This window comes from Actinomadura rifamycini DSM 43936, from assembly GCF_000425065.1.
Classification (GTDB): Bacteria; Actinomycetota; Actinomycetes; order Streptosporangiales; family Streptosporangiaceae; genus Spirillospora; species Spirillospora rifamycini.
On the sequence record NZ_AULB01000031.1, the window covers coordinates 62,883 to 84,901 of the forward strand.

General features: G+C 74.9%; 18 protein-coding genes, 3 tRNA genes and 1 riboswitch. Of the genes, 11 read left to right on the top strand and 10 right to left on the bottom strand.

The window, feature by feature from the left end:
• The first annotated feature begins 122 nt into the window (after positions 1–122).
• Positions 123–1,283 carry a hypothetical protein gene (locus H505_RS0127240; protein ID WP_026404516.1) on the top strand — a complete coding sequence of 387 codons (1,161 nt, stop codon included), beginning with the start codon at positions 123–125 and terminating at the stop codon, positions 1,281–1,283.
• A gap of 90 nt (positions 1,284–1,373) precedes the next feature.
• Positions 1,374–1,491, top strand: a riboswitch (cobalamin riboswitch).
• Between the two features lie 61 nt (positions 1,492–1,552).
• Positions 1,553–5,086 carry a cobaltochelatase subunit CobN gene (gene cobN / locus H505_RS0127245; RefSeq protein WP_026404517.1) on the top strand — a complete coding sequence of 1,178 codons (3,534 nt, stop codon included), beginning with the start codon at positions 1,553–1,555 and terminating at the stop codon, positions 5,084–5,086.
• 18 nt (positions 5,087–5,104) lie between these two features.
• Here cobN and H505_RS0127250 read toward each other — a convergent pair whose 3' ends face one another.
• The 3 genes from H505_RS0127250 to H505_RS0127260 form a co-directional block, all read right to left on the bottom strand.
• A complete protein-coding gene (locus H505_RS0127250; RefSeq protein ID WP_026404518.1) occupies positions 5,105–5,731 on the bottom strand; it encodes a CE1759 family FMN reductase in 627 nt (208 codons plus the stop codon).
• Entirely contained in the window at positions 5,728–6,816 is a 1,089-nt protein-coding gene (locus H505_RS0127255; protein WP_026404519.1) for an LLM class flavin-dependent oxidoreductase, read from the bottom strand. The genes H505_RS0127250 and H505_RS0127255 overlap by 4 nt, the downstream gene beginning before the upstream one ends.
• A 72-nt stretch (positions 6,817–6,888) precedes the next feature.
• Positions 6,889–7,803 carry a MerR family transcriptional regulator gene (locus tag H505_RS0127260; RefSeq protein ID WP_026404520.1) on the bottom strand — a complete coding sequence of 305 codons (915 nt, stop codon included), beginning with the start codon at positions 7,801–7,803 and terminating at the stop codon, positions 6,889–6,891.
• Between the two features lie 71 nt (positions 7,804–7,874).
• Between H505_RS0127260 and H505_RS0127265 the strand changes: the two genes are divergently transcribed.
• Together H505_RS0127265 and H505_RS44605 are read left to right on the top strand one after the other, a co-directional pair.
• Positions 7,875–8,636, top strand: a complete 762-nt coding sequence (locus tag H505_RS0127265; protein WP_026404521.1) for a maleylpyruvate isomerase family mycothiol-dependent enzyme — start codon at positions 7,875–7,877, stop codon at positions 8,634–8,636.
• A 351-nt stretch (positions 8,637–8,987) separates the two neighbouring features.
• Positions 8,988–9,680 carry a hypothetical protein gene (locus tag H505_RS44605; RefSeq protein WP_051301214.1) on the top strand — a complete coding sequence of 231 codons (693 nt, stop codon included), beginning with the start codon at positions 8,988–8,990 and terminating at the stop codon, positions 9,678–9,680.
• Here H505_RS44605 and H505_RS0127275 read toward each other — a convergent pair.
• Complete coding sequence (locus tag H505_RS0127275) at positions 9,649–11,394, bottom strand: SMI1/KNR4 family protein (protein ID WP_026404522.1); 1,746 nt, start codon at positions 11,392–11,394, stop codon at positions 9,649–9,651. The two genes, H505_RS44605 and H505_RS0127275, sit on opposite strands and share 32 nt — an antisense overlap.
• A gap of 42 nt (positions 11,395–11,436) precedes the next feature.
• Positions 11,437–12,018 carry a YceI family protein gene (locus H505_RS0127280; protein WP_026404523.1) on the bottom strand — a complete coding sequence of 194 codons (582 nt, stop codon included), beginning with the start codon at positions 12,016–12,018 and terminating at the stop codon, positions 11,437–11,439.
• Positions 12,019–12,123: 105 nt separating this feature from the next.
• Here H505_RS0127280 and H505_RS0127285 point away from each other — a divergent pair, with 105 nt between their 5' ends.
• From H505_RS0127285 to H505_RS0127315, 7 genes are all read left to right on the top strand, one after another.
• Complete coding sequence (locus H505_RS0127285) at positions 12,124–12,924, top strand: universal stress protein (protein ID WP_026404524.1); 801 nt, start codon at positions 12,124–12,126, stop codon at positions 12,922–12,924.
• A gap of 104 nt (positions 12,925–13,028) precedes the next feature.
• Positions 13,029–14,000, top strand: a complete 972-nt coding sequence (locus H505_RS0127290) for a CHAP domain-containing protein (protein WP_026404525.1) — start codon at positions 13,029–13,031, stop codon at positions 13,998–14,000.
• Between the two features lie 40 nt (positions 14,001–14,040).
• Positions 14,041–14,113 (top strand) — tRNA-Gly (locus H505_RS0127295).
• 28 nt (positions 14,114–14,141) lie between these two features.
• Positions 14,142–14,212: transfer RNA gene (locus H505_RS0127300), tRNA-Cys, on the top strand.
• Between the two features lie 18 nt (positions 14,213–14,230).
• A tRNA-Val gene (locus tag H505_RS0127305) sits at positions 14,231–14,302 on the top strand.
• A 424-nt stretch (positions 14,303–14,726) separates the two neighbouring features.
• Entirely contained in the window at positions 14,727–16,376 is a 1,650-nt protein-coding gene (locus H505_RS0127310) for an ABC transporter ATP-binding protein (RefSeq protein ID WP_026404526.1), read from the top strand.
• Complete coding sequence (locus H505_RS0127315) at positions 16,373–18,076, top strand: ABC transporter ATP-binding protein (RefSeq protein ID WP_026404527.1); 1,704 nt, start codon at positions 16,373–16,375, stop codon at positions 18,074–18,076. The genes H505_RS0127310 and H505_RS0127315 overlap by 4 nt, the downstream gene beginning before the upstream one ends.
• On the opposite strand, the gene H505_RS44610 is transcribed toward H505_RS0127315, so the two are convergent.
• The 5 genes from H505_RS44610 to H505_RS50115 form a co-directional block, all read right to left on the bottom strand.
• A complete protein-coding gene (locus H505_RS44610; RefSeq protein WP_051301215.1) occupies positions 18,073–19,593 on the bottom strand; it encodes a bis-aminopropyl spermidine synthase family protein in 1,521 nt (506 codons plus the stop codon). The two genes, H505_RS0127315 and H505_RS44610, sit on opposite strands and share 4 nt — an antisense overlap.
• A 124-nt stretch (positions 19,594–19,717) precedes the next feature.
• On the bottom strand, positions 19,718–20,869 hold the full coding sequence (locus tag H505_RS44615) for a 3-ketosteroid-9-alpha-monooxygenase, oxygenase component (RefSeq protein ID WP_051301216.1): 1,152 nt from the start codon (positions 20,867–20,869) through the stop codon (positions 19,718–19,720).
• Positions 20,870–20,933: 64 nt separating this feature from the next.
• Complete coding sequence (locus tag H505_RS50705; RefSeq protein WP_026404528.1) at positions 20,934–21,179, bottom strand: hypothetical protein; 246 nt, start codon at positions 21,177–21,179, stop codon at positions 20,934–20,936.
• Positions 21,180–21,276: 97 nt separating this feature from the next.
• Positions 21,277–21,786 carry a flavin reductase family protein gene (locus tag H505_RS0127335; protein WP_026404529.1) on the bottom strand — a complete coding sequence of 170 codons (510 nt, stop codon included), beginning with the start codon at positions 21,784–21,786 and terminating at the stop codon, positions 21,277–21,279.
• Positions 21,783–21,938 (bottom strand): hypothetical protein, encoded by a 156-nt coding sequence (locus H505_RS50115; protein WP_199747770.1) that lies wholly within the window; start codon positions 21,936–21,938, stop codon positions 21,783–21,785. Before H505_RS50115 ends, H505_RS0127335 begins: the two co-directional genes overlap by 4 nt.
• Positions 21,939–22,019 lie beyond the last annotated feature (81 nt).

Below are 22,019 nucleotides of genomic sequence, written 5' to 3' on the forward strand. Positions count from 1 at the left end.
GCGAGTCGTTCAGGCGCGGCGGCGACCGTCCGGTGGGGTCGCGAGGCCCTCGGCACGGTGGGCGGGGGCGGTCCGGCTCGCTCCGGTCGGAATGTCACCCGACGGTCCTACTCTCACCGGACATGGCAGTCACGAAGCAGGCCGGTCCGCCGCGGCCGATCGCGGCGGGGGACGTCGTGGCCGCGTTCTCCGCCGAACTCGGCGCGTGGACGGCGGCGCAGATCGTCGGGATCGACGCGGAGCGGCAGAAGGCGGCGGTGCTCGAACTGGACTGGTCCGGGCCCGAGCCCATGTCGGTCGACGACCTCGGCGACGTGTCGCCGCTGCGGCTCACGCACCATGCGTGGAACGGGAGCCTCGCGTACCGGAACCTCCCATGGGTGCTTCCGCGCAGCCACAAGGTCGTCGGACGGATGCCGCCGCTGCACGAGGGGCCGTCGCCCAGTTACGGCTTCGGCTGGCGGCTCGGGGACGATCTCGCGCGGCAGCGGCGGTGGGACGCGGGTGTCCGGGAGGATCCGCCGGCACCGTGGAAGCTGGCGTGCACCGGCGCGGAAATCGACGGGATGGCCGAGGCCCGTCCGGATGTCACCCGCCTGGACGTCCGGGAGATCGGGACGCTCGACTGCGGGCGGATCGTCCGGCTGTTCCCGAACCTGACGGAGCTCGGTCTGCGCGGCGACTTGGGGCTGCTCGCGGCGGCGGGGCGGTTGAACGAGCTGGCGTCGCTGAAGGAACTCGCCGTCTTCGACCTGTTCGGGATGACGAAGGAGGATCGCCTCAAGCCGCGGTGCACGCCCGAGTTGGAGTCGCTCCACCTGTACAGCGTCCCGGCCGAGTACGCGAACGCGATGCGCTCGACGTGGCGGCCGGAGATCCCCAACGGGACGCGCGTCGAGATCCGCGACGCCCGCAGACCGGAGTGGGTCGCCGAGAACCGGGACAACCCGCTGCGCGACTGGGACGGCCGCGGCACCATCGGCAAGACGACCTTCACGAAGTCGGTCGCGCAGTACAAGGCGACGCGGCGTGCGGTCATGGCCGTGCTCGCCGAGGGTCCGGCGGACGATCGTCCGGCGCAGCTGACCGGGGTCGGGCGCGGGTTCGGCGAGGCGTTCAACGGCCTCGACCGGCGCACGGGCTTCATCGAGACCGTCGAACGCGAGGAGCTGTTCGACGCCCTGGACCGCATCGCGCGGGACGCGGCGGCCGCGTTCGGCGTCGAACCGCGGTGGGTGTTCGAGAGCCTCGCGTCGGGCGTGGAGACCGTCCGCGACTGGTGAGGCCCGCGCGGGCGCCGCGGTGGAGATCGCTCGGAGGCGTGCTGCCGTGCGGGGGGCGGGGCGCGTTAGGGTGTGGGCGGCGACAAGCGGAGGAAGCCGGTGCGAATCCGGCGCTGTCCCGCAACTGTCACCGGGGAGCGGACCCCACCCAAGGCCACTGCGCGAGCGGGAAGGCCGGGGCGAGCGCCGATCCGGGAGCCAGGAGACTCCGTGTCGCCGCCGTTTCCCTGCGATTCGGGGCGAGGACCCCGGGTGAGGACGCGATCCGCGTGATCCTTCTGCTGTCGACTTCCGACACTGACCTGCTCAGCGCGCGCGCCAGTGGCGCCGATTTCCGTCTGGCGAACCCGGCCCGGGTCGGGGTCGAGGACCTTCCCGCGCTCGTCGAGGGCGCCGACCTCGTGGTGGTGCGGCTGCTCGGCGGGCGCCGGGCCTGGGAGGAGGGCCTGGACGCCCTGCTGGCGGGCCCCCGGCCGGTGGTGGTGATCAGCGGGGAGCAGGTCCCGGACGCCGAGCTGATGGGGCTGTCGACGGTTCCGGCGGGGGTCGCGGCGGAGGCGCACGCGTACCTCGCGCACGGGGGTCCCGGGAACCTGGGCGAGCTGTTCCGGTTCCTGTCGGACACCGTGCTGCTGACCGGGTTCGGGTTCGCGCCGCCCGCGGAGACGCCGACGTGGGGCGTCCTGGAGCGGGACGCGGCGGACGGCGAGGGGCCCGTCGTGGGGGTGCTGTACTACCGGGCGCACCACCTGGCCGGCAACACCGCGTTCGTGGACGTGCTGTGCCGGGCGATCGAGGCGAAGGGCGGCCGGGCGCTGCCGGTGTTCTGCGCCTCGCTGCGGACGGCCGAGGACGGCCTGCTGGAGACGCTCGGACGGGCGGACGCGCTGGTCGTGACGGTCCTGGCGGCGGGCGGGACGAAGCCGGCGCTCGCCGGGGCCGGCGGGGACGACGAGGCGTGGGACGTCGGCGCGCTCGCGGACCTGGACGTCCCGGTCCTGCAGGGGCTGTGCCTGACGAGCGAGCGGGCCGCGTGGGAGCGGAACGACGACGGGCTGTCGCCGCTGGACACCGCGACGCAGGTGGCGGTGCCGGAGTTCGACGGGCGGCTGATCACGGTGCCGTTCTCGTTCAAGGAGACGGACGAGGACGGGCTCAGCGTCTACGCGGCCGACGAGGAGCGGGCCGCGCGGGTCGCGGGGATCGCGGTGCGGCACGCGGCGCTGCGGCACGTGCCCGCCGCGGAGAAGCGGGTCGCGCTGATGCTGTCGGCGTACCCGACGAAGCACGCGCGGATCGGCAACGCCGTCGGGCTGGACACGCCGGCGAGCACGGTGCGGCTGCTCGCGGCGCTGCGCGAGCGGGGGTACGACGTCGGGGACGCGCTGCCGGACGAGGGCGACGCGCTGATGCACGCGCTGATCGAGGCCGGCGGGCAGGACGCCGGCTGGCTGACCGAGGAGCAGCTCGGGCGGAACCCGGTGCGGGTCCCGCGGGCGGAGTACGAGTCCTGGTACCGGACGCTGCCCGCCGGGCTGCGCGAGGGCATCGAGCGGCACTGGGGGCCGCCGCCGGGCGAGCTGTTCGTGGACGGCGACGACATCGTCCTCGCGGCGCTGCGGTCGGGGAACACGGTGGTGATGGTGCAGCCGCCGCGCGGGTTCGGGGAGAACCCGGTCGCGATCTACCACGACCCGGACCTGCCGCCGAGCCACCACTACCTCGCCGCGTACCGGTGGCTGGAGGACGTGTTCGGCGCGCACGCGGTGGTGCACGTCGGCAAGCACGGCAACCTGGAGTGGCTGCCGGGCAAGGCGGCGGGGATGTCCGCGGAGTGCGGGCCGGACGCGGCGCTGGGCGATCTGCCGCTGATCTACCCGTTCCTGGTGAACGATCCCGGCGAGGGGACGCAGGCGAAGCGGCGGGCGCACGCGACGCTCGTCGACCATCTGATCCCGCCGATGGCGCGGGCGGAGAGCTACGGCGACATCGCGCGGCTGGAGCAGCTCCTCGACGAGCACGCGAACGTCGCCGCGATGGACCCGGCGAAGCTGCCGGCGATCCGGGCGCAGATCTGGACGCTGATCCGGGCGGCCCGGCTCGACCACGACCTCGGGCTGGACGACCGCCCGCACGACGCGGAGTTCGACGACTTCCTGCTCCACGTGGACGGGTGGCTGTGCGAGGTCAAGGACGTGCAGATCCGGGACGGGCTGCACGTGCTCGGCGTCGCCCCGGAAGGGGGCGCCCGGGTCGACCTGGTGCTGGCGATGCTGCGGGCCCGGCAGCTGTGGGGCGGGACGCAGGCGCTGCCGGGACTGCGCGAGGCGCTGGGGCTCGACGAGAGCTCCTCGGAGCGCGCGCGGGTCGACGCGTTCGAGGCGCGGGCGCGCGCGCTCGTCGAGGCCATGGACGAACGCGGCTGGGACCCGGCGGCGGCCGGGGAGGTCGCCGAGGGGAAGGCCGCGGAGATCCTGCGGTTCGCGGCCGCCGAGATCGTGCCCCGGCTGGCGCGGACGTCCGACGAGATCGGCATGGTGCTGCACGCGCTGGAGGGCGGCTACGTCCCGGCGGGGCCGAGCGGTTCGCCGCTGCGGGGCCTGGTCAACGTCCTGCCGACGGGCCGCAACTTCTACTCGGTCGACCCGAAGGCCGTCCCGTCCCGGCTGGCGTACGAGACGGGCCGCGCGATGGCGGACTCCCTGCTCGCGCGGTACCGGGACGAGACGGGCGGGTGGCCGCGCTCGGTCGGGCTGTCGGTGTGGGGCACCAGCGCGATGCGGACGTCGGGCGACGACATCGCGGAGGTGCTCGCGCTGCTCGGCGTCCGCCCGGTGTGGGACGAGGCGTCGCGGCGGGTCACCGGGCTGGAGGCCGTGCCGCTGGACGAACTGGGCCGCCCGCGCGTCGACGTGACCGTCCGGATCAGCGGCTTCTTCCGCGACGCGTTCCCGCACGCGGTCGCGATGCTGGACGACGCGGTCCTGCTGGTCGCCGGGCTGGACGAACGCGACGACGACAACTTCGTGCGCGCGCACGTCCGGGCGGACACGGCGGCGCACGGCGACGAGCGGCGCGCGACGATGCGGGTGTTCGGGTCGCGGCCGGGCGCCTACGGCGCGGGCATCCTGCCGCTGATCGACAGCCGGAACTGGCGCGACGACTCCGACCTCGCCGAGGTGTACGCGGTGTGGGGCGGCTACGCGTACGGGCGCGGCCTGGACGGCGTCCCGGCGCGCGGCGACATGGAGAGCGCGTACCGGCGGATCAGCGTCGCCGCGAAGAACACCGACACGCGCGAGCACGACATCGCCGACTCCGACGACTACTTCCAGTACCACGGCGGGATGATCGCGACGGTGCGGGCGCTGACCGGCCGGGCACCGAAGGCGTACATCGGCGACAGCACCCGCCCGGACGCCGTCCGGACGCGGACGCTCGACGAGGAGACGTCCCGCGTGTTCCGCGCGCGGGTGGTGAACCCGCGGTGGCTGGCGGCGATGCGCCGGCACGGGTACAAGGGCGCGTTCGAACTGGCCGCGACCGTCGACTACCTGTTCGGGTACGACGCCACGGCGGGCGTCGTCGCCGACTGGATGTACGAGAAGCTCGCGCGGACGTACGCGCTGGACGAGGAGAACCGCGCGTTCTTCGAGCGGTCGAACCCGTGGGCCCTGCACGGCATCGCCGAACGCCTCCTGGAGGCCGCCGACCGGGGCATGTGGGAGCACCCGGAGCAAGGCACCCTCGACGCGCTGAAGCGCCTCTACCTGGAAGTCGAAGGCGACCTGGAGGACGGCTGACCCCCGAGGAGCCCGGCGCTACCCGGCGCGGTCGGGCGAGCCGAGGAGGGTTTCGAAGGGGACGGGGTTCTCGTACGGGTCCTCGGCGGCGGGGGCCGGGCGGCCGGCGACGAGGGCGGCGAGTTCCGCGCCCGCGCGGCGGACGCGGTCGCCGAGGCGCCCGTCGCCGCTCCCCCAGTCCGCGGACGCCGCGTACACGGCCGTCGGGACGACGTTCGCCCGCAGGTACGCCAGCAGCGGGCGGACGGCGAAGTCGAGGGCGAGCGAGTGCCGCTCGGTGCCGCCGGTCGCGCCGATCAGCGCGGGCGTCCCGTCCAGGGCGTCGCGGTCGAGGACGTCGAAGAACGTCTTGAACAGGCCGCCGTAGGACGCGTTGAACACCGGGGTGACGGCGACGAGGCCGTCCGCGCCGGCCACGGTCTCGACGGCGGCGCGGAAGTCGCCGGACGGGAAGCCGGTGAGGGCCGCGTCGACCATCGCGTGGGCGTGGTCGCGCAGCTCGACCGGCTCGATGACGACGTCGGCGCCGTGCTCGGCGCGCAGGGCGTCCGCGGCGGCGCCGGCGAGCCGGTCGGCCAGCAGCCGGGTGGAGGACGGGCGGCCGAGGCCGGCCGACACGACGGCGAGGGTGCGGGGGCCGCTCATCGGGCCTCCTCCCGGGTCTTCGCCGCGCGCTCGGCGTGCGTCGGGGCGGTGGCCGGGACGTGCGCGGGGCGCAGCGACTCGAACTCCTTGCGCAGCACGGGGACGACCTCCTCGCCGAGGATGTCGAGCTGCTCCAGGACGGTCTTCAGCGGCAGGCCCGCGTGGTCCATGAGGAACAGCTGGCGCTGGTAGTCGCCGAAGTGGTCGCGGAACGTCAGCGTCCGGTCGATGACCTGCTGCGGGCTGCCGACGGTGAGCGGCGTCTCGGCGGTGAACTCCTCCAGCGACGGCCCGTGCCCGTACACGGGGGCGTTGTCGAAGTAGGGGCGGAACTCGCGGACGGCGTCCTGGGAGTTCTTGCGCATGAACACCTGGCCGCCGAGCCCGACGATGGCCTGGTCGGCGGAGCCGTGCCCGTAGTGCTCGAAGCGCCGCCGGTACAGGCCGATGAGCCGCTGGAAGTGCGTCGTGGGCCAGAAGATGTGGTTCGCGAAGAACCCGTCGCCGTAGTAGGCGGCCTGCTCGGCGATCTCGGGGCTGCGGATCGAGCCGTGCCAGACGAACGGCGGGACGCCGTCCAGCGGGCGGGGCGTGGAGGTGAACGACTGCAGCGGCGTCCGGAACTTGCCCTCCCAGTCGACGACGTCCTCGCGCCACAGCCGGTGCAGGAGGTGGTAGTTCTCGATCGCGAGCGGGATGCCGTTGCGGATGTCCTGGCCGAACCACGGGTAGACCGGGCCGGTGTTGCCGCGCCCCATCATCAGGTCGACGCGGCCGTCCGCGAGGTGCTGGAGCATCGCGAAGTCCTCGGCGATCTTCACCGGGTCGTTGGTGGTGATCAGCGTGGTCGCGGTGGACAGCACGAGCCGCTCGGTGCGGGCCGCGATGTAGCCGAGCATCGTCGTCGGCGAGGACGGGACGAACGGCGGGTTGTGGTGCTCGCCGCTCGCGAAGACGTCCAGCCCGACCTCCTCGGCCTTCAGCGCGATCGCGACCATGGCCTTGATGCGCTCGGCCTCGGTGGGCGTGCGGCCGTTGGTCGGATCCGTGGTGACGTCGCCGACCGAGAAGATCCCGAACTGCATGCCGGCCTCCCAAATAGTAGAACGTTCAACCATCCTAACCCGGTCCGGCGGGGGCCTATTCCGCGCCGCCGGTCAGGCCGTGTCCGCGCTGCGCCGGAGGGCGTCGATCAGCCACAGGACGACCGCGCCCGGCGCGGCCGCGTCCCCGATCACCTCGCCGTTCAGCGCCCAGTACCGGCGCATCCGCGGGTCCCGCTCCGGTTCGACGGCCGGCAGGAGGGAACGGCGGAACTCCACCGAGTCGCGCTCGCGCCGGCCCAGCGCGTGCGCCTCCACGAACCGCTCCAGGGCGGGCCCGTCCTCCGGTTCCCGGCCCGCGCGCACGAGCGGCATCGCCAGCTCGACGGCCTCGCGCATCCCGTACAGCAGCGTCGGCTCGTCCGCGACCGCCTCGGCGTTGCGGCGGCTCCGCTCGCGCAGCCGCCGGAACAGGGCACGGTCCCCCGTCAGCGCGACCATCCCCGCGTACGCGACGACCTGCTCCGGCGTGGGGTCGGCCGGCGGCGCGGGCACCGTCATCTCCAGGTGCACCCGCACCACGTCCTCCGGCACCGACACCACGATCCGGCGGCGCCAGAAGTCCATGAGCGCCTCGTGCGCCCGGGGCCCGTCCTGCACGGCCGCCAGCAGGTCGAGCCGCGCCGCGCGCTCGGCGGGGTCCGCGTCCTCGACCGCCCGCAGCGACGCCCGCCGCCACGCGAGCGCCGACAGCTCCGCGTCCAGCGCGGCCCGCTCCGCGGCGACCGCCTCGTCCAGCGACCGCGCGCCGGCCAGCACGTCCGTGATCGAGGGCAGCCCGAGCCCGAGCCCGCGCAGCCGCCGGACGAGCCGCAGCCGGTCGGCCGCGGCCGCGTCGAACCGCCGGTGCCCGCCCGCGCTGCGGACCGGCTCCAGGATGCCCTCGTCGCAGTAGAACCGGATCGTGCGCACCGGCACCCCGGTGAGCGCCGACAGGTCGCCGATCGCGAGCGATGTGCCGTCCGTCACAACTACTTGAACCTCCACCGGGCTGGAGTTCCTACGGTACGCGTGCACTCACCGGAAGAGAGGAGCAGGACATGGACGTCCTGGACATCACGCGCATCGCCGAAGGGCTGCGGGAGCACACCGCCGGGCTCGCCGACGCCGCCTCCCGCCGGGCCCCCGACACGGTCGTCCCGACCTGCCCGGAGTGGACGCTGCGCGACCTCGTCGGGCACGTCGGCCAGGCGCACCGCTGGGCCGCGGCCATGTTCCGGCGCGGCGGCACCCGCGTGACGGACGAGCTGCCCCGCGACACGCCCGCCGACCAGGCCGACTGGGGCGCGTGGCTGCGCGAGGGCGCCGCCGAGGCGATCGCCGCGCAGGCCGAGCACCCGGGCGCCGTCGCGCACCCGGTGATGGGCGACGCCCCGTCGGCGATGTGGCTGCGCCGGATGCTGCACGACACGTCCGTCCACCACGCCGACGCGACGATCACCGCCGGGACGCCGTTCGCGATCGCGCCCGACCTGGCGGCCGACGAGCTGACCGAGACCTTCGGCCTGCTCACCGCCCCCGCCGCCGCGCACCTCAAGCCGGAGCTCGGCGAACTGCGCGGCTCGGGCGAGACGCTGTGCCTGCGCGCGGACGAGCCGTCCGTCCCCGGCTGGCTGATCACCCGGACCCCGGACGCCGCCGTCGTCGAGTACGAGACCCGCGACGCCGACATGACCATCGCGGGCCCCGTCCGCGACCTGATGCTGGTGTTCGCGCGCCGCCTCTCCCCCGACGATGCCGCAGTGAAGATCACCGGCGACCGCGCGCTGCTCGACCACTGGCTGGAGCACACCGCCGTCTGACCGCCGACCGGAACGGAGCGCAGTCGAGGCCGACGGTCAGACGGCCGCCCCCTGCGGGGGTGCCGGGGGTCGCCCCCACAGCGACACGTCCGACCGGCGGCCCCAGGCAGGGCAGCACAACCGAATGGAGGCCGATGGTCAAACGGCCGCCCCAGCCGGGGAGCTCTGGGGGACGCCACCACAGCGACACGTCTGACCGGCGGCCCCCACCGCTGCGCAGCCCAGCCTTGCGGAGTCCGTCGGTCGGACGGCCGCCTCCTGCCGGGGTGTCGGGGGCACTTCCCGCTGCGTGGTCGGGCCGGGGCGTGCGGAGGCGCGCGCCTCGGGTCGTCCGTCCGCCACAATGGGGCGATGGCGGACGGGTGGCGGCCGGTGTGGGACGCGGTGCCGGGGCGGGACGGGCTCGACGCGTTCGCGAGCGTCGAGGACGACCGGGCGGGCTCGCACCCGGGCGTCCGGCACATCAGGGCGCTCGGGACGATGTACCGGTTCGACATCCATTACCCGGGCGACGTCGACCGCTCCCCCGACCGGCAGCGCCAGGAGGTCAAGGGCATGCGGGCGGGCGGCCGGACGCTGGTCGCGGGCCGGGGCGAGACGTGGCGGTTCACCTGGTCGTGGTATTTGACGGGCGCGCTGCGGGCCACGACGAGCTTCACGCACGTGCACCAGTTCTTCGCGGGCGGGAAGGGCGGCTCGCCCGTGCTGGTGACGTCGCTGCGCCGGCGCGGCGGCCGCGACCTCCTGGAGCTGAACGCGATCCACGCGGGCGTCGTGGCCGGGGAGGCCGACCTGCGGCCGCTGCGGAGCCGGTGGATCGACGTCGAGCTGGAGGCCCGGTTCGCCGAGGCCGGGGCCGTCCGGTGGCGGGTGTCGTCCGCGGACGGCGTCGCGGCGGACGTCGCCCGGGACGGCCTCGACCTGTGGAACAACAAGGGCGACATCGCCCCCAAATGGGGCATCTACCGCTCCCTGAAGGACGCGGAGCGCCTGTCCGACGCGCATCTCCTGATCAAGGATCTGCGGGCGTACCGCCGGGGCTGACCGTCTCGAGGAACGCCCCGAGGGTGTAGCGGATCACGCGGTCGTCCTCGGCGGCCAGGGCCGCGGCGATCACCGGACGGCATTCGGCGGTGCACGTCCGCTCCAGGGCGAAGCTCAGCGTGGAGCGGAGGCCGCGGTCGGGGGCGGTCAGGATCCGGTGCAGCTCCTCGTGCACCGCGCCGCCGGGGCGCGGCCCGCCGCGCCGCACCGTCGACCGCAGGACCCGGTGCCGGACGGGGCCGCACGGGACGGCGAGCAGCGGCGCCCACGCGTCGTCGGGCGGCGGCGTCCCCGCCTCCAGGAGCGCGTCCAGCGCCGCGGCGCGCACCTGCGGGTCCGGGTCGGCGAGCAGGGCCCGCGCCTCGGCGCCCCAGTGGCGGACGTGCACGCGCGGGGCGAGGCGGACGAGCGTTTCGTGCCGAATGACGGGGTCCGGGTCGGCGAGCAGGACGGACGCGGCCTGCGGGCCCGCGCCCCGCTCCGCGGAGTGCAGCAGGCGGTGCGCGGCGGCGCGGCGCACGGCGGCGGCGGGGTCGGTCAGGGCGGCGTGCAGCATGGGCCCGGCCCACGGCACGGCGGCGCGGACGGCGCCGAGCGCCGCGACGGCCGCGGCCCGCACGTCCGGATCGGGGTCGCGCAGCAGCGGACGGGCGGCCCGCACGAGCGCGTCCCGTCCGTCCGGCGCCCTGCGGACGAGCGCGGGGACCTGCTCCCGGGCCGCCAGGCGGGCTCGGGAGGCGGGGGCGACCAGCAGGGCGCGCAGGACGGCGGCGTCGCCCGCGGCCGTCGCCGCCGCGGCCCGGACGCCCGGGTCGGGGTCGGCGAGCAGTCCGCGGATCGCCGACCCGGCGGCCGCGCGGTCCAGTGCGCGCGAGGCGGCGACGTGGCCGACCGCGATGCGGCGGACGCGTGGGTCGCCGCCGCGCAGCAGCGGCAGCGCGTGGCGGCCGACGTCCCACCGCGCCCGGCGCAGCGCCCAGGCGGACGCCGCCCGGACGCGCGCGGACGGCGCGTGCAGGGCGGCGTCCGCCAAGGCCTCGCAGACGTGCGGCGGCGCCTGCTCGGTCCGCCGGTTGCCCATGCGGGCGGCCACGACGTGCACGGTCCGGACGGCCTCGTCCGGGTCGGCGTCGCGGAGGTCGTCGAGCCGGACGCCGCGGCGGTCGAAGTCCGAACCGTACCGGTGGACCCGGGAGAACGGGTCGTCCAGCCACTCGTCGTACCAGGCGAGGAAGTCGGGGGCCGGGTGGTGGATCGGCGGGAACCGGTCGCCGTCCGCGTCCACCATGACGACGCGGCCCCGGCCCGGGCCGGAGAGGACGAGCCGCGACTCCGGCTCGGCCGTGTCGTGGTACTCCCATTCGATGTCGTGCTGGCGCGCGAGCCGGAGGGTGCCCCGGTACGGGTGCCGGTACGCCCATTCGAACGTCTCCCGCGGCCACGTTTCCGGCAGGTCGTCCGGTCCGCAGGGGAACGTGCCGGCGTAGCCGGGGTCGTACAGGTCGGGGTCGAGGGCGAGGAGGCCCCGGTAGGGGCCGGGACCGCCGTTGCCGATCGTGGTGACGAACCGCCGGTAGGCGTCCGGGAGGCGGACGGCGTTGCGCTCCTCGAAGGCCGCCACGCGCTCCTCGGCGAGGGGAGGGCCGAACGGGGCGAGCCGCCCCCGCAGCGCGGCCAGCTTCGCCGCGGTGCGGGCCAGTCGCTCCTCGATCATCACCGGATCGGACGGATCACCGCCCCCGGCGGTTCCGCCGGCTCAGGCGCGGGAGTCGGCGGTGGCGAGGACGGCCTGGATCTCCAGGGCGATGGCGATGGTGTCGCCGAGCATGACCTTGTCGCCCTGCAGCGGCACGTTGAACTCGATGCCGAAATCGCTGCGGCTGATGGACGTCGTCGCGGTGAAGCCCGCGCGGGTGCCGCCCCACGGGTCGGGGCTGATGCCGTGGAACTCGGTCAGCAGCCGGACCGGGCGGGTGACGTCCTTGATCGTCAGCTCGCCGTCGACGTGGTAGCGCGGGTTGCGGGCGCGGCGGCCGATCGCGGCCCGCTCGACGCCGTGGCCCGTGAAGGTCATGACCGGGTGGTTGTCGACGTCGAGGAAGTCGGCCGAGCGGACGTGCGCGTCCCGCTCCGCGCTGCGGGTGTCGAGCGAGTCCATCCGGATCTCGGCGTGCGCCCGGGAGTCGAGCGGGTCCTCGCCGATCTCCACCTCCCCGCCGAAGTCGGTGAACGAACCGCGCACCGTCGTCATCAGGTGCCGCACCGTGAACGTGATCTCCGAATGCACCGGGTCGACGGTCCAGCGCCCGGCTTCGAGGTCGGACACCTCGGCCCCCATGGATTCCCCCCAAATAGTGACAACCCCGAAAAACTACCTCACAACACCACAAGATCGCCTAACACGGAGGGGTCTGACCTGCCGTTCGAGGGGAATGCTCCGCATGTGATCGGAGACCACGTCCTCGCCGGATACGTCCATGACGCCGGCGGCCGGGAGGCGATCGACCTCGCGCAGGCGATCGTCGCGGTGACCGGCGGCCGGCTGAGCGTCGCCCACGTCCACGCGCCCGACCGGCCGGGCGCGGCGAGCGAGGCGCAGACCGTCCTGGAGCAGGCGGCCGCGCTCCTGGAGGAGGAACCCGCGGAGCTGCACGCCCAGGAGGGGCGCAGCGTGGGGCGGGGGCTGACCGCGCTCGCCGGGCGGATCGGCGCGGACGTCATCGTCGTGGGCTCCCCCGAGGGCGGCGCGCACGGGCGCATCGGCGTCGGCGCCGCCGCCGACCACCTGCTGCACTCGGCGACGGAGGCCGTGATGCTCGCCCCGTCCGGGTACGGCGCGCGGGACGGCCTCGACCGGATCACCGTCATGTACGTGCGCCGCCCGCAGTGCGACGAGGCGGTGGTGCGCACGGCCGTCGCCGCCGAGCGGCTCGGCGTCCCGCTCCGCCTCGTCACGCTCTGCCTCGGCGAGGACCCCGAACGGCTCCGCGACGACCAGGCGCTGGCGATCAGGCTCGCGCTCGAGTCGGCGGACCTCCCGTCCGAGGACGTCACCGCCGAGCTCGCCGAGGGCGCCGACGTCGCCGCCGCGATGGACGACGTCGCCTGGGCCGACGGCGAGCTCCTCGTCTGCGCGTCCAGCGAGGACGCCGCCGCCCACCGCGTCTTCCTGGGCGAGGTGGCGCTGAAGGTCCTGCGTGCGGCGCCCTGCCCGGTGACCGTCCTCCCGAGGGGCTACTTCTGAGTAGTCGGAAATGACGGCTTCCCCGGATCGGCTTGCCGCCCGCTCTTTACCTCCGCTACATTCCGTCGAGATCAGAACGTGACCTTGATCGGGGGGAGCGCGGATTGGACCCCATCGGCGAGAAGCTGCTCGAAGTGGCCCGGAAGGAACTGGGCTACACCGAGAAGGACGACGGCTACACCAAGTTCGGCGACTGGTGGACCGAGAACGTCGACGACGACCACGACGCGTACTTCACGACGGCCCCATGGTGCGACATGTTCCTCGCCTGGGCCGCCGACAAGGCGGGCGTCACCGAGCAGGCCGGGCAGTTCGCCGCCACCCCCGACCACGCCAAGTGGTTCGAGGAGCACGACGCGTGGGGCGACGAGCCGGAGCCCGGCGCGATCGTCTTCTACGACTGGAGCGGCTCGAAGGACCTCGACCAGATCGACCACGTCGGCATCGTCGAGAAGGTCGACGGCAAGACCCTCCACACCATCGAGGGCAACGCCGACGGGTACAAGCTGATGCGCAAGACCCGCGACATGGACCAGGTCGTCGGGTTCGGCTACCCCGGCAAGGTGCAGGTCGCGCAGAAGTACACCCCCAAGCACGCCGCGCCCGCCCCCAAGATCGACCAGCTCGCGAACCCGCGCGCCGCCACCGGCTCCCACGAGCAGGACCGGGGCGCGCCCGCCGAGCAGCAGCTCCCCGTCCAGGAGGTCGCGCTCGGCGGCGTCCTCGCCCTCGTCCTGTGCGGGACCGCCGCCCTGGCCATCGGCCGCGCGGCCGCCGCCCGCACCCCGGCCGCCCCGCCCATCCGCGTCCGCAAGCGCGGCAAGCACCACCGCCCGGCCGTCCCCGCCGCCCTGCCCGCCGACGTCACCCCGGCCGACCTGGACGCCGCCGAGGCCGGCACCACGGTCATGCCCGCGCTCTCGCTGGCCGCGGCGCACGAGGCCGAGGACCGGGAGTTCTGGGGCCGCATCGCCCACCTCGAGGAGGACAGCGAGCTCGCGTTCTGGAACTCCCTGCACGCCGAGACCACCGACTCGTCCGCCGACGAGTACGCAACCGGTCTGAAGTTCCGCTAGAGTTGTCCATGTCGCCAGGGGGCAAACCCCAGGCAGACAGGCGGACGTGGCTCAGTTGGTAGAGCATCACCTTGCCAAGGTGAGGGTCGCGGGTTCGAATCCCGTCGTCCGCTCTGAATGAGGTCCAGGCGGCCTCGCTCTGGTGGAGTGGCCGAGAGGCGAGGCAACGGCCTGCAAAGCCGTGTACACGGGTTCAAATCCCGTCTCCACCTCGCGACGCGTTTGCGCAAGGGCGATTAGCTCAGTGGGAGAGCGCTACCTTGACACGGTAGAGGTCACTGGTTCAATCCCAGTATCGCCCACTTCGAGGCGGTGCGGCCTGCTTGATGCAGGCATCCGCGCCACGGCCCGAGGTGTCATCTGGGGGACGACCCCCAGACCCCCGATGTGGGGGCTCCGCCCCCACGCCCCCGGCATTCGGGGGTTCGGCGGTCGCAACCGTGCACTCGGCCGGTTCGGCGGTCGCAATCGTGCGTTCGGTATTCGTTGATCGTGCGCTCGGCTGGTTCGGGCCTCTGTGCGCGTGAGGCTTGTTGCGCGGCGCATCTTGTTCACGTCGCCCCGGCCGATGGGCTCTCCAGGCGGTAGCGGCCGGTCGCCGTCCGCCCGCATCCCCCATGATCGTTCCACCACCGCGTGCACCCGGTCGGCGGGTGGTTCGCCCCGGACGTGCCGATTTCGGCCATGACTATTAGGCTTGCCTAACTTTATGGTCGAGGGGGCGTCATGGGCGGGCGGGACGTGCTGTGGGGCGCGGTTCGCGGGCAGCGCGGGGACGTGACGATCGCCGCGCTGCTGGCGTCGGGGCACCAGGTCGGCGAGACGTTCGTGCCGGTGCTCATCGGGATCGCGATCGACGAGGCGGTCGGGCCGGGAGACGGACGCGCGCTGCTCGTGTGGCTGGGCGTCCTCGCGGTCGTGTACTTCGGGCTGTCGTGGTCGTTCCGGCTCGGCGCTTACAAGGGCGAACGGGCCGGGGCGCGGGCGGCGCACGACCTGCGGACGGCGGTCGTGGCGCGGGTGCTGGACCCGCGGGGCGGCGCCGAACGGGGACGGCTGCCCGGGGCGCTCGCGTCGATCGCGACGGAGGACGCCCGCCGGGTCGGCGCGGTCAACGTCGCGCTGATGGCCGGGATCGCCGCGGTCGTCGCGCTCGTCGTGAGCGCCGTCGTGCTCCTCGGGATCTCGGTGCCGCTCGGGCTGCTGGTGCTGCTCGGGGCGCCGCCGCTGCTGTGGGCGGGGCATCTGCTCAGCAAGCCGCTGGAGCGGCGCAGCCGCGCGGAGCAGGAACGGGGCGCGCACGCGTCGGCGGTCGCGGCCGACCTGGTCGGCGGGCTGCGGGTGCTGAAGGGCATCGGCGCGGAGCGCGCGGCCGTGGAACGGTACCGGGCCACGAGCGCCCGGTCGCTGGAGGCGACGCTGCGGGCGGCGCGGGCCGAGGCGTGGCAGAACGGGACGGTCCTGGCGCTCACGGGGATCTTCATCGCGATCGTCGCGCTGGTCGGCGGCCGGCTGGCCGCCGCCGGAGACATCGGGCTCGGGGAGCTGGTGAGCGCCGTGGGGCTCGCGCTGCTGCTGCTGGGGCCGCTGTCGACGCTGTCGTGGGTCAACACGGAGCTGGCGCAGGGACGGGCGTCGGCGGCGCGGATCGCGGAGGTGCTCGCGGCGCCCGAGGCGGTGCCGCCGGGGACCGCGGAGCCCCCGGGCGCGGTGGACGGACGGGTGCGGCTGCGCGACGTCGCGTGCGGATCGCTGGCCGGGGTGAGCTTCGAGGCCGAGCCCGGCGAGCTCTTGGGCGTCGTGGCCGACGCGGCCGACGCGGGGAACCTGCTGCGCTGCCTCGGCCGGGAGGCCGACCCGGACGCGGGCGCCGTCGAGCTGGACGGGGTGCCGCTCGCGACGCTGGCGCCGGGCGCGGTGCGCGAGTCGATCCTGGTGGCGCCGCACGACGCCGACCTGTTCGCGGGCGGACTGGAGGACAACGTGGCGGCGGTCGCGCGGATCGACGTGGGCAAGGCGATGGCGGCCGCGGGCGCCGACGAGGTCCTGCGGGGCACCGTCCTCGGGGAGCGGGGCCGGACGCTGTCGGGCGGGCAGCGGCAGCGGGTGGCGCTGGCGCGCGCCCTCGCGGCGGACGCGGACGTCCTGGTGCTGCACGACCCGACGACGGCGGTGGACGCGGTCACCGAGGCGCGCATCGCCGACGGGCTGCGGGCGATCCGTACCGGGCGGACGACGATCGTGGTGACGGCGAGCCCGGCGCTGCTGGCCGTCGCCGACCGGGTGGTGCTGCTGGCGGACGGGCGGGTGGCGGCCACCGGCACCCACGCCGAACTGGCGGGGCGCGCGGACTACCGGACGGCGGTGCTGTCGTGACGCTGCTTCCCACCGCGAGCGGCGCCCGGACGCGGGCGGTGCTGGGCGAGCTGGTCCGGCCGCACCGGGGCCTGGCGGCCGCCGGGTTCGGGGTGCTGACCGCGGCGACGGCGACCGGGCTGCTGACCGCGCCGCTCGTCGGGCGGATCGTCGACGCCGTCGCGCAGCGGCGGGACCCGGACGTCATCACGTGGATCGTCGCCGGGCTGATCGCCGTGGCGGTCGTCCAGGGCGTCACGACGGCGGCGGGGCTGTCGCTGGTCTCGCGCCTCGGCGAGACGGTGCTGGCGAGGCTGCGGGAACGGTTCGTCGAGCGGGCGCTGCACCTTCCGCTGGACGAACTGGAGCGCGCGGGCTCGGGCGACCTCGTCGCGCGGGTCACCGGGGACGTGTCGCTGGTCGCCGAGGCGGTGCGGCGGGCGCTGCCCGAGCTGGTCCGGTCGTCGCTGGCGATCGTTCTGACGCTGGGGGCGCTCGCCCTGCTGGACTGGCGGTTCCTGCTCGCGGCGCTGTGCGCGGCGCCGGTGCAGGCGTACACGGCGCGCTGGTACGTGCGGCGCGCGGTGCCGCTGTACGCGGAGCAGCGGGTCGCGAACGGGGCGCAGCAGCAGCAGTTGCTGGACGGCATCGGCGGTGCGGCGACCGTGCGGGCGTTCCGGCTGGAGGAGGAGCACACGGGCCTCGTCGCGCGGAAGTCGCGGGCGCTGGTCGAGCTGACGATGCGCACGATCCACCTGGTGCTGCGGTTCTACTGCCGGCTGCACGTGGCGGAGTACACCGGCCTCGCGGCGGTGCTCGTCGCCGGGTTCGTGCTGGTCGGCGGCGGTCACGCGTCGATCGGGACGGCGACGGCGGCGGCGCTGTACTTCCACAACCTGTTCGCGCCGATGAACACGGTGCTCGTCCTGATCGACGACGCGCAGGCGGCCGGGGCGGGGCTCGCGCGGCTCGTCGGGGTGGCCGACCGGCCCGCGCCGGGCGCCCCGGCGGAGACCGCGCCGGGCGACGGCTCGGTGACGGCCGCGGCGGTCGAGCACGCGTACGTGCCCGGGCGTCCGGTGCTGCACGGGATCGACCTGCGGGTGCGGCCCGGGGAGCGGGTCGCGCTGGTGGGCGCGAGCGGCGCCGGGAAGACGACGCTGGCGAAGCTGGTGGCGGGCGTGCACGCGCCGACGGGCGGCACGGTCCGGGCGGACGGCGTCGCGCTGGTGACGCAGGAGGTGCACGTGTTCGCCGGGACGCTCGCCGAGGACCTGCGGCTCGCGGACCCGGACGCGCCGGACGAGCGGCTGCGGGACGCGCTCGCGCGGGTCGGCGCCCTGGAGTGGGCGGACGCCCTGCCGGACGGGCTCGGCACCGTCGTCGGGGAGGGCGGGCACCGGCTGACGAGCGCGCGGTCGCAGCAGCTCGCGCTGGCCCGGCTGGTCCTCGCCGACCCCCGCGTGGCCGTCCTGGACGAGGCGACGGCGGAGGCGGGCAGCGCGGGCGCGAAGGTCCTGGAGCGGGCGGCGGAGCGGGCCGTGGAGGGACGCACGGCGCTCGTGGTCGCGCACCGGCTGACGCAGGCCGCGTCCGCCGACCGGGTGGTGGTGATGGACGGCGGCCGCGTCGTGGAGAGCGGCACGCACGACGAGCTCCGCGCGGCGGGCGGCGCCTACGCCGCGCTCTGGGCGGCGTGGTCGGGGTCGCGCGGCGCCTAGCCGGACGACTTGAGGGCGAGCGTTGCGAGGCGGTGCGCCGGGAGTTCCAGGGCGGTCACGTCGTGCGCCCAGGCGGGGACCTCGGCGCGCGCCTCGCGCTTGGTGAGGCCATGGGTGCGCATGAGCGCGTCGCGCCAGGCGTTGGCGACCTTCCCGTGCGCGCGGTCCATGAGCGTGCGGGCCGGCGTGCCGGACGGCGGGCGCCGGACGGCGTCCACGTGCGTCCCGCGGGCGGTCAGCTCGTACACGGGCGCGAGGATCTCGGCGGCTTCGGCGGGGTCGGCGGCGGTGAACACGCGGACGCGTTCGGCGCGGGTGGCGAGCAGGACCCGGACGAGCGCGGGTTCGAGGCCGGGCGGCAGCGCGATCGCGGCGCGGCGGACGGTCGCGGCGTACGGCTTGGCGAGCCACGTCGCCAGCCGGACGCGCGGGACGTTCGGCAGCACGTCCTTCGGCCACGCGCCGACGAGGACGTCGGGGCCGAGGTCGGCGACCGACCCGGCCGTGAGGTCCCGCGCGGCCGCCGACTCCACGGACTGCGGGCCGTGCGTGTAGATGGCGGCGGCGAACCGGTCGGCGCGGGCGACGGCGGCGGGCAGGGTCTTCGCGGTGGGGCGCAGGACGTACAGGTCGGCGGCCGACCCGATCGCCTCGGCGCCGAAGTAGCGGTTGAAGTCGGGGTAGATCGCCTCGGAGAGGAGGTTCAGCTCGCCGAGGGCGTGCTGCACCTTGAGGGCGAGCGCGGGGGTGAGGTCGCCGGCGCCGTAGGCGAGCAGGACCCGGCCCCGCGCGAGGTCGCCGAGGCCCTCGACGGCGCGGGCGACGAACAGGCCGACGCCGTCCGGGGTGTAGGGCGGGTCGGTGATCGCGAGGTCGTGGTCGCGGGCCGACGGGGGCAGGCCGAGCCGCAGGTCGGCCCAGCGGGTGCGGACGTCGAGGCCGAGCCGCTCCGCCTCGGCGTCGATGTGGGCGAGGACGCGGTCGTCGATGTCGACGACGGTCGTCCGGACGCCGGGGTGGACGAGGCCGACGGCGAGCGAGGTCAGGTCGTGGTCGCCGACGCACAGCAGGCGGGGGGCGGGCGCGCCCGGCGGGCGGAAGCGGGCGCCGAGGAACAGCGCCCGGCGGACGACGGTCTCCGGGGTGGCGGACACGTGGTCGAGGGCGCGCCGCGCGCGGGGCGCGCGGGCGATGGCGTCGGCGAGGCGCTCGACGACCGGCGCGTGCGCGGGCAGCAGGTGCCCGACGGGGTCGGCCGGGGCGGCGTGCTCCGGGACGGGCGCGGGCGGCGTGCGCCGGTAGCGGTCGCCGGACCGCTCGACCGGGACGGTGCGCAGCAGCGCCTCGATCGAGCGGCGCGGCGCGCCCGTCGCGCGGACGAGTTCGGCGCGGGTGCGCCAGCCCTCGGCGAGGAGGGCGAGCGCGGCGTGGACCCGCACCGGTTCCATGCCGTCCACGACCGGCAGCGCCGCGCCGCCCCCGCCCTCGCCGACCTCATGGGCCCCGGGTTCGTCCATCCGGGCAGTTTATTGCCCGCCCGTCAGTAGCCGGGTCCGCCGAGCAGGCCGCCGTCGGCGAGGGTCTCCGTGCCGGTGCCCGGACGCCTTCGTCGGCTCGACGGCGGCCTTCCCGGCCGCGCGCTCACGTGCGCTGCGACGCCGGGATCATCGAGAACGAGACGCCGTTGGCGACGTTCTCGTCGACCTCGCGCCGCCACGTCTCGACGGCGCGGGACGTGTCGATCTCGAACTCGAACCGGTTCGTCATCTCGGGGGTGACGTCCTCGACGTCCACGTAGAACTGCTCGTACCAGCGGCGGAGCTGGTAGACGGGCCCGTCCTGCTCGCACAGCAGCGGGTTGTCGACGGGGGCCTTGTTCTTCCAGATCTCGACGTCCTGGAGGAAGCCGAGGCCGACGCCCTCGGCGACCTGCGCGGCCATCGCGTCGGCCTCCTCGTCGGACATGCCGGGGAACTTCTTGACGATCGCGCCCCACTGGAGCATGAAGCTGTTGGACGTGATCGGGTAGTGGCAGTTGATCAGGACGGTCTCGACCGTGACGCCCTCGGCCTCGTTCCACAGGTAGTCGATCATGTAGGACGGCCCGTAGTACGCCGCCTCCGACCGCTGGTCGATCTTCTGGTCGGCGGGGCCGGGGATCATCCCGAGGTGCGCGTCGTCGCGGGACGTCCCGTCGAAGTACTGGGTCGCGACGTGCCCCTCGAAGACGTTCTTGAAGTACGTCGGCAGCGCGTAGTGGACGTAGAAGAAGTGCGCCATGTCGACGACGTTGTCGACGATCTCGCGGCAGTGGGAGTTCTCGACGCGGAGCGTGTTCCACGTCCAGTCGCTCCACTCGTCGCTGAACGCGCCGTCGATGCGCGGGATCGTCACCTCCGGGGGCGGCGGGCCGCCCTGCGGGTCATTCCAGACGAACAGCTGCCCGTTCTCCTCCAGCGTCGGCCAGGAGGCGGTGCGGGCGGCGCGGGGGACGCGCTTGGCGTACGGGATGCCGGCGCAGCGGCCGTCCCCGCCCCAGCGCCAGTCGTGGAACGGGCACGCGATCGCGTCGCCCTTGACGGTGCCCTGGGTGAGGTTCCCGCCCATGTGGGGGCAGAAGCCGTTGAGGACGTGCAGCCCGCCGCTCTCGCCCCGGAAGACGACGAGCGTGGTGCCGAACGCCTCGACGGCGTGCGGCTTCCCGTCCTTGAACGAGTCGGCCAGGCCCAGGCAGTGCCAGCCCCGGGCGAACCGCTCGGGCGGCGGCGCGGCCTCGATGACGCGGTGGTTCATGCCTTTCCTCCCTGTGTGACGGGGTTCTGTGCTGCGGCGATGCAGGCGGCGACGTAGCCGAACGTCATCGCGGGGCCGATCGTGGCGCCCGGCCCGGGTAGGTCTCGCCGGTCACGGCGGCCGAGCAGTTCCCGGTGGCGTACAGGCCCGCGCTGGGCGGGCCGTCCGGCGTCGGGACCGACGGCGCGCCCCGCACCTTGTCCATCAGGCCGTAGGTGGGGAGCCCGGCGCGGCGCATCCGCGCGAACTCGGGGCCGAGCTTGGCGTCCTTGCGCGCGTCGGGCACCCGCTCCCCCACCGCCGCGTCCATGTACGAGCGGACGTTCTCGGGGGTGTCGCGCTGCCCCGCCTGCTCCAGGTACAGGGTGCGGTGTGTCCGTGTCCACTGTGTCCATGTGCTTCTCCGGCTAGGCGTCGGCCGCGACGTGGTCGCTGGTGTGGAAGTCGCCGCGGTAGTGGAGCAGCGGGCCGCCGCCGTCGCGTGCGTCCAGTTCCCGGACGGAGCCGACCACGATCAGATGGTCGCCCGCCTCGTGGACGTCGGCAACGGTGCAGTCGACGGTGGCGAGGGCCCCGTCCAGGTGCGCGGTGCCGTGCGGCGAGCGGGTCCAGGCGAGGCCCGCGAACGCGTCCCCGCCGCTCACGGCGAAGGCCCGGCACACGTCCCGCTGGTCGACGGCGAGGACGTTCACCGCGAACCGTCCGGTCGCGGCCGTCTTCGGCCAGCCGGTGGACGTCCGCGCGACGCAGAACAGGACGAGCGGCGGGTCCAGCGACAGCGACGCGAACGACCGGCACGCGAAACCCGCCGGGCGTCCCGCGGCGTCGATCGAGGTGACGACGGTGATCCCGGACGCGAACCGCTCCAGCGCGTCCCGGAACGCGGCCTCGTCGGGGGCCCGGGCGGACGCCGTCACAGCATCACGGGCTGCAGCAGCCGGACGAACCCGGCGTCCGCCGGTTCCTTGACGGTCGCCTCGGGGACGCGCCGCGCCGCCTCGGCCTCCGCCGCCCGCTCGGCGATGCCGGGCACGAGGCCCCGGACGGCCTCGAGAACCTGTTCGCTCATACTCGCTCCTCGCTCCCGCGCCGGGTGATGCGGATCACTCGGCGGCTTGCGAGCACGCTAGGCGAGGTGTTCCAATTAGAA

Excerpts from the sequence above, each read along its gene's own strand:
- H505_RS0127240 (WP_026404516.1), top strand. The coding sequence starts at position 123 with ATGGCAGTCACGAAGCAGGCCGGTCCGCCGCGGCCGATCGCGGCGGGG.
- H505_RS0127250 (WP_026404518.1), bottom strand. The coding sequence starts at position 5,731 with ATGAGCGGCCCCCGCACCCTCGCCGTCGTGTCGGCCGGCCTCGGCCGC.
- H505_RS0127255 (WP_026404519.1), bottom strand. The coding sequence starts at position 6,816 with ATGCAGTTCGGGATCTTCTCGGTCGGCGACGTCACCACGGATCCGACC.
- H505_RS0127265 (WP_026404521.1), top strand. The coding sequence starts at position 7,875 with ATGGACGTCCTGGACATCACGCGCATCGCCGAAGGGCTGCGGGAGCAC.
- H505_RS44605 (WP_051301214.1), top strand. The coding sequence starts at position 8,988 with ATGGCGGACGGGTGGCGGCCGGTGTGGGACGCGGTGCCGGGGCGGGAC.
- H505_RS0127275 (WP_026404522.1), bottom strand. The coding sequence starts at position 11,394 with ATGATCGAGGAGCGACTGGCCCGCACCGCGGCGAAGCTGGCCGCGCTG.
- H505_RS0127280 (WP_026404523.1), bottom strand. The coding sequence starts at position 12,018 with ATGGGGGCCGAGGTGTCCGACCTCGAAGCCGGGCGCTGGACCGTCGAC.
- H505_RS0127310 (WP_026404526.1), top strand. The coding sequence starts at position 14,727 with ATGGGCGGGCGGGACGTGCTGTGGGGCGCGGTTCGCGGGCAGCGCGGG.
- H505_RS44610 (WP_051301215.1), bottom strand. The coding sequence starts at position 19,593 with ATGGACGAACCCGGGGCCCATGAGGTCGGCGAGGGCGGGGGCGGCGCG.
- H505_RS44615 (WP_051301216.1), bottom strand. The coding sequence starts at position 20,869 with ATGAACCACCGCGTCATCGAGGCCGCGCCGCCGCCCGAGCGGTTCGCC.
- H505_RS50705 (WP_026404528.1), bottom strand. The coding sequence starts at position 21,179 with ATGGACGCGGCGGTGGGGGAGCGGGTGCCCGACGCGCGCAAGGACGCC.
- H505_RS50115 (WP_199747770.1), bottom strand. The coding sequence starts at position 21,938 with ATGAGCGAACAGGTTCTCGAGGCCGTCCGGGGCCTCGTGCCCGGCATC.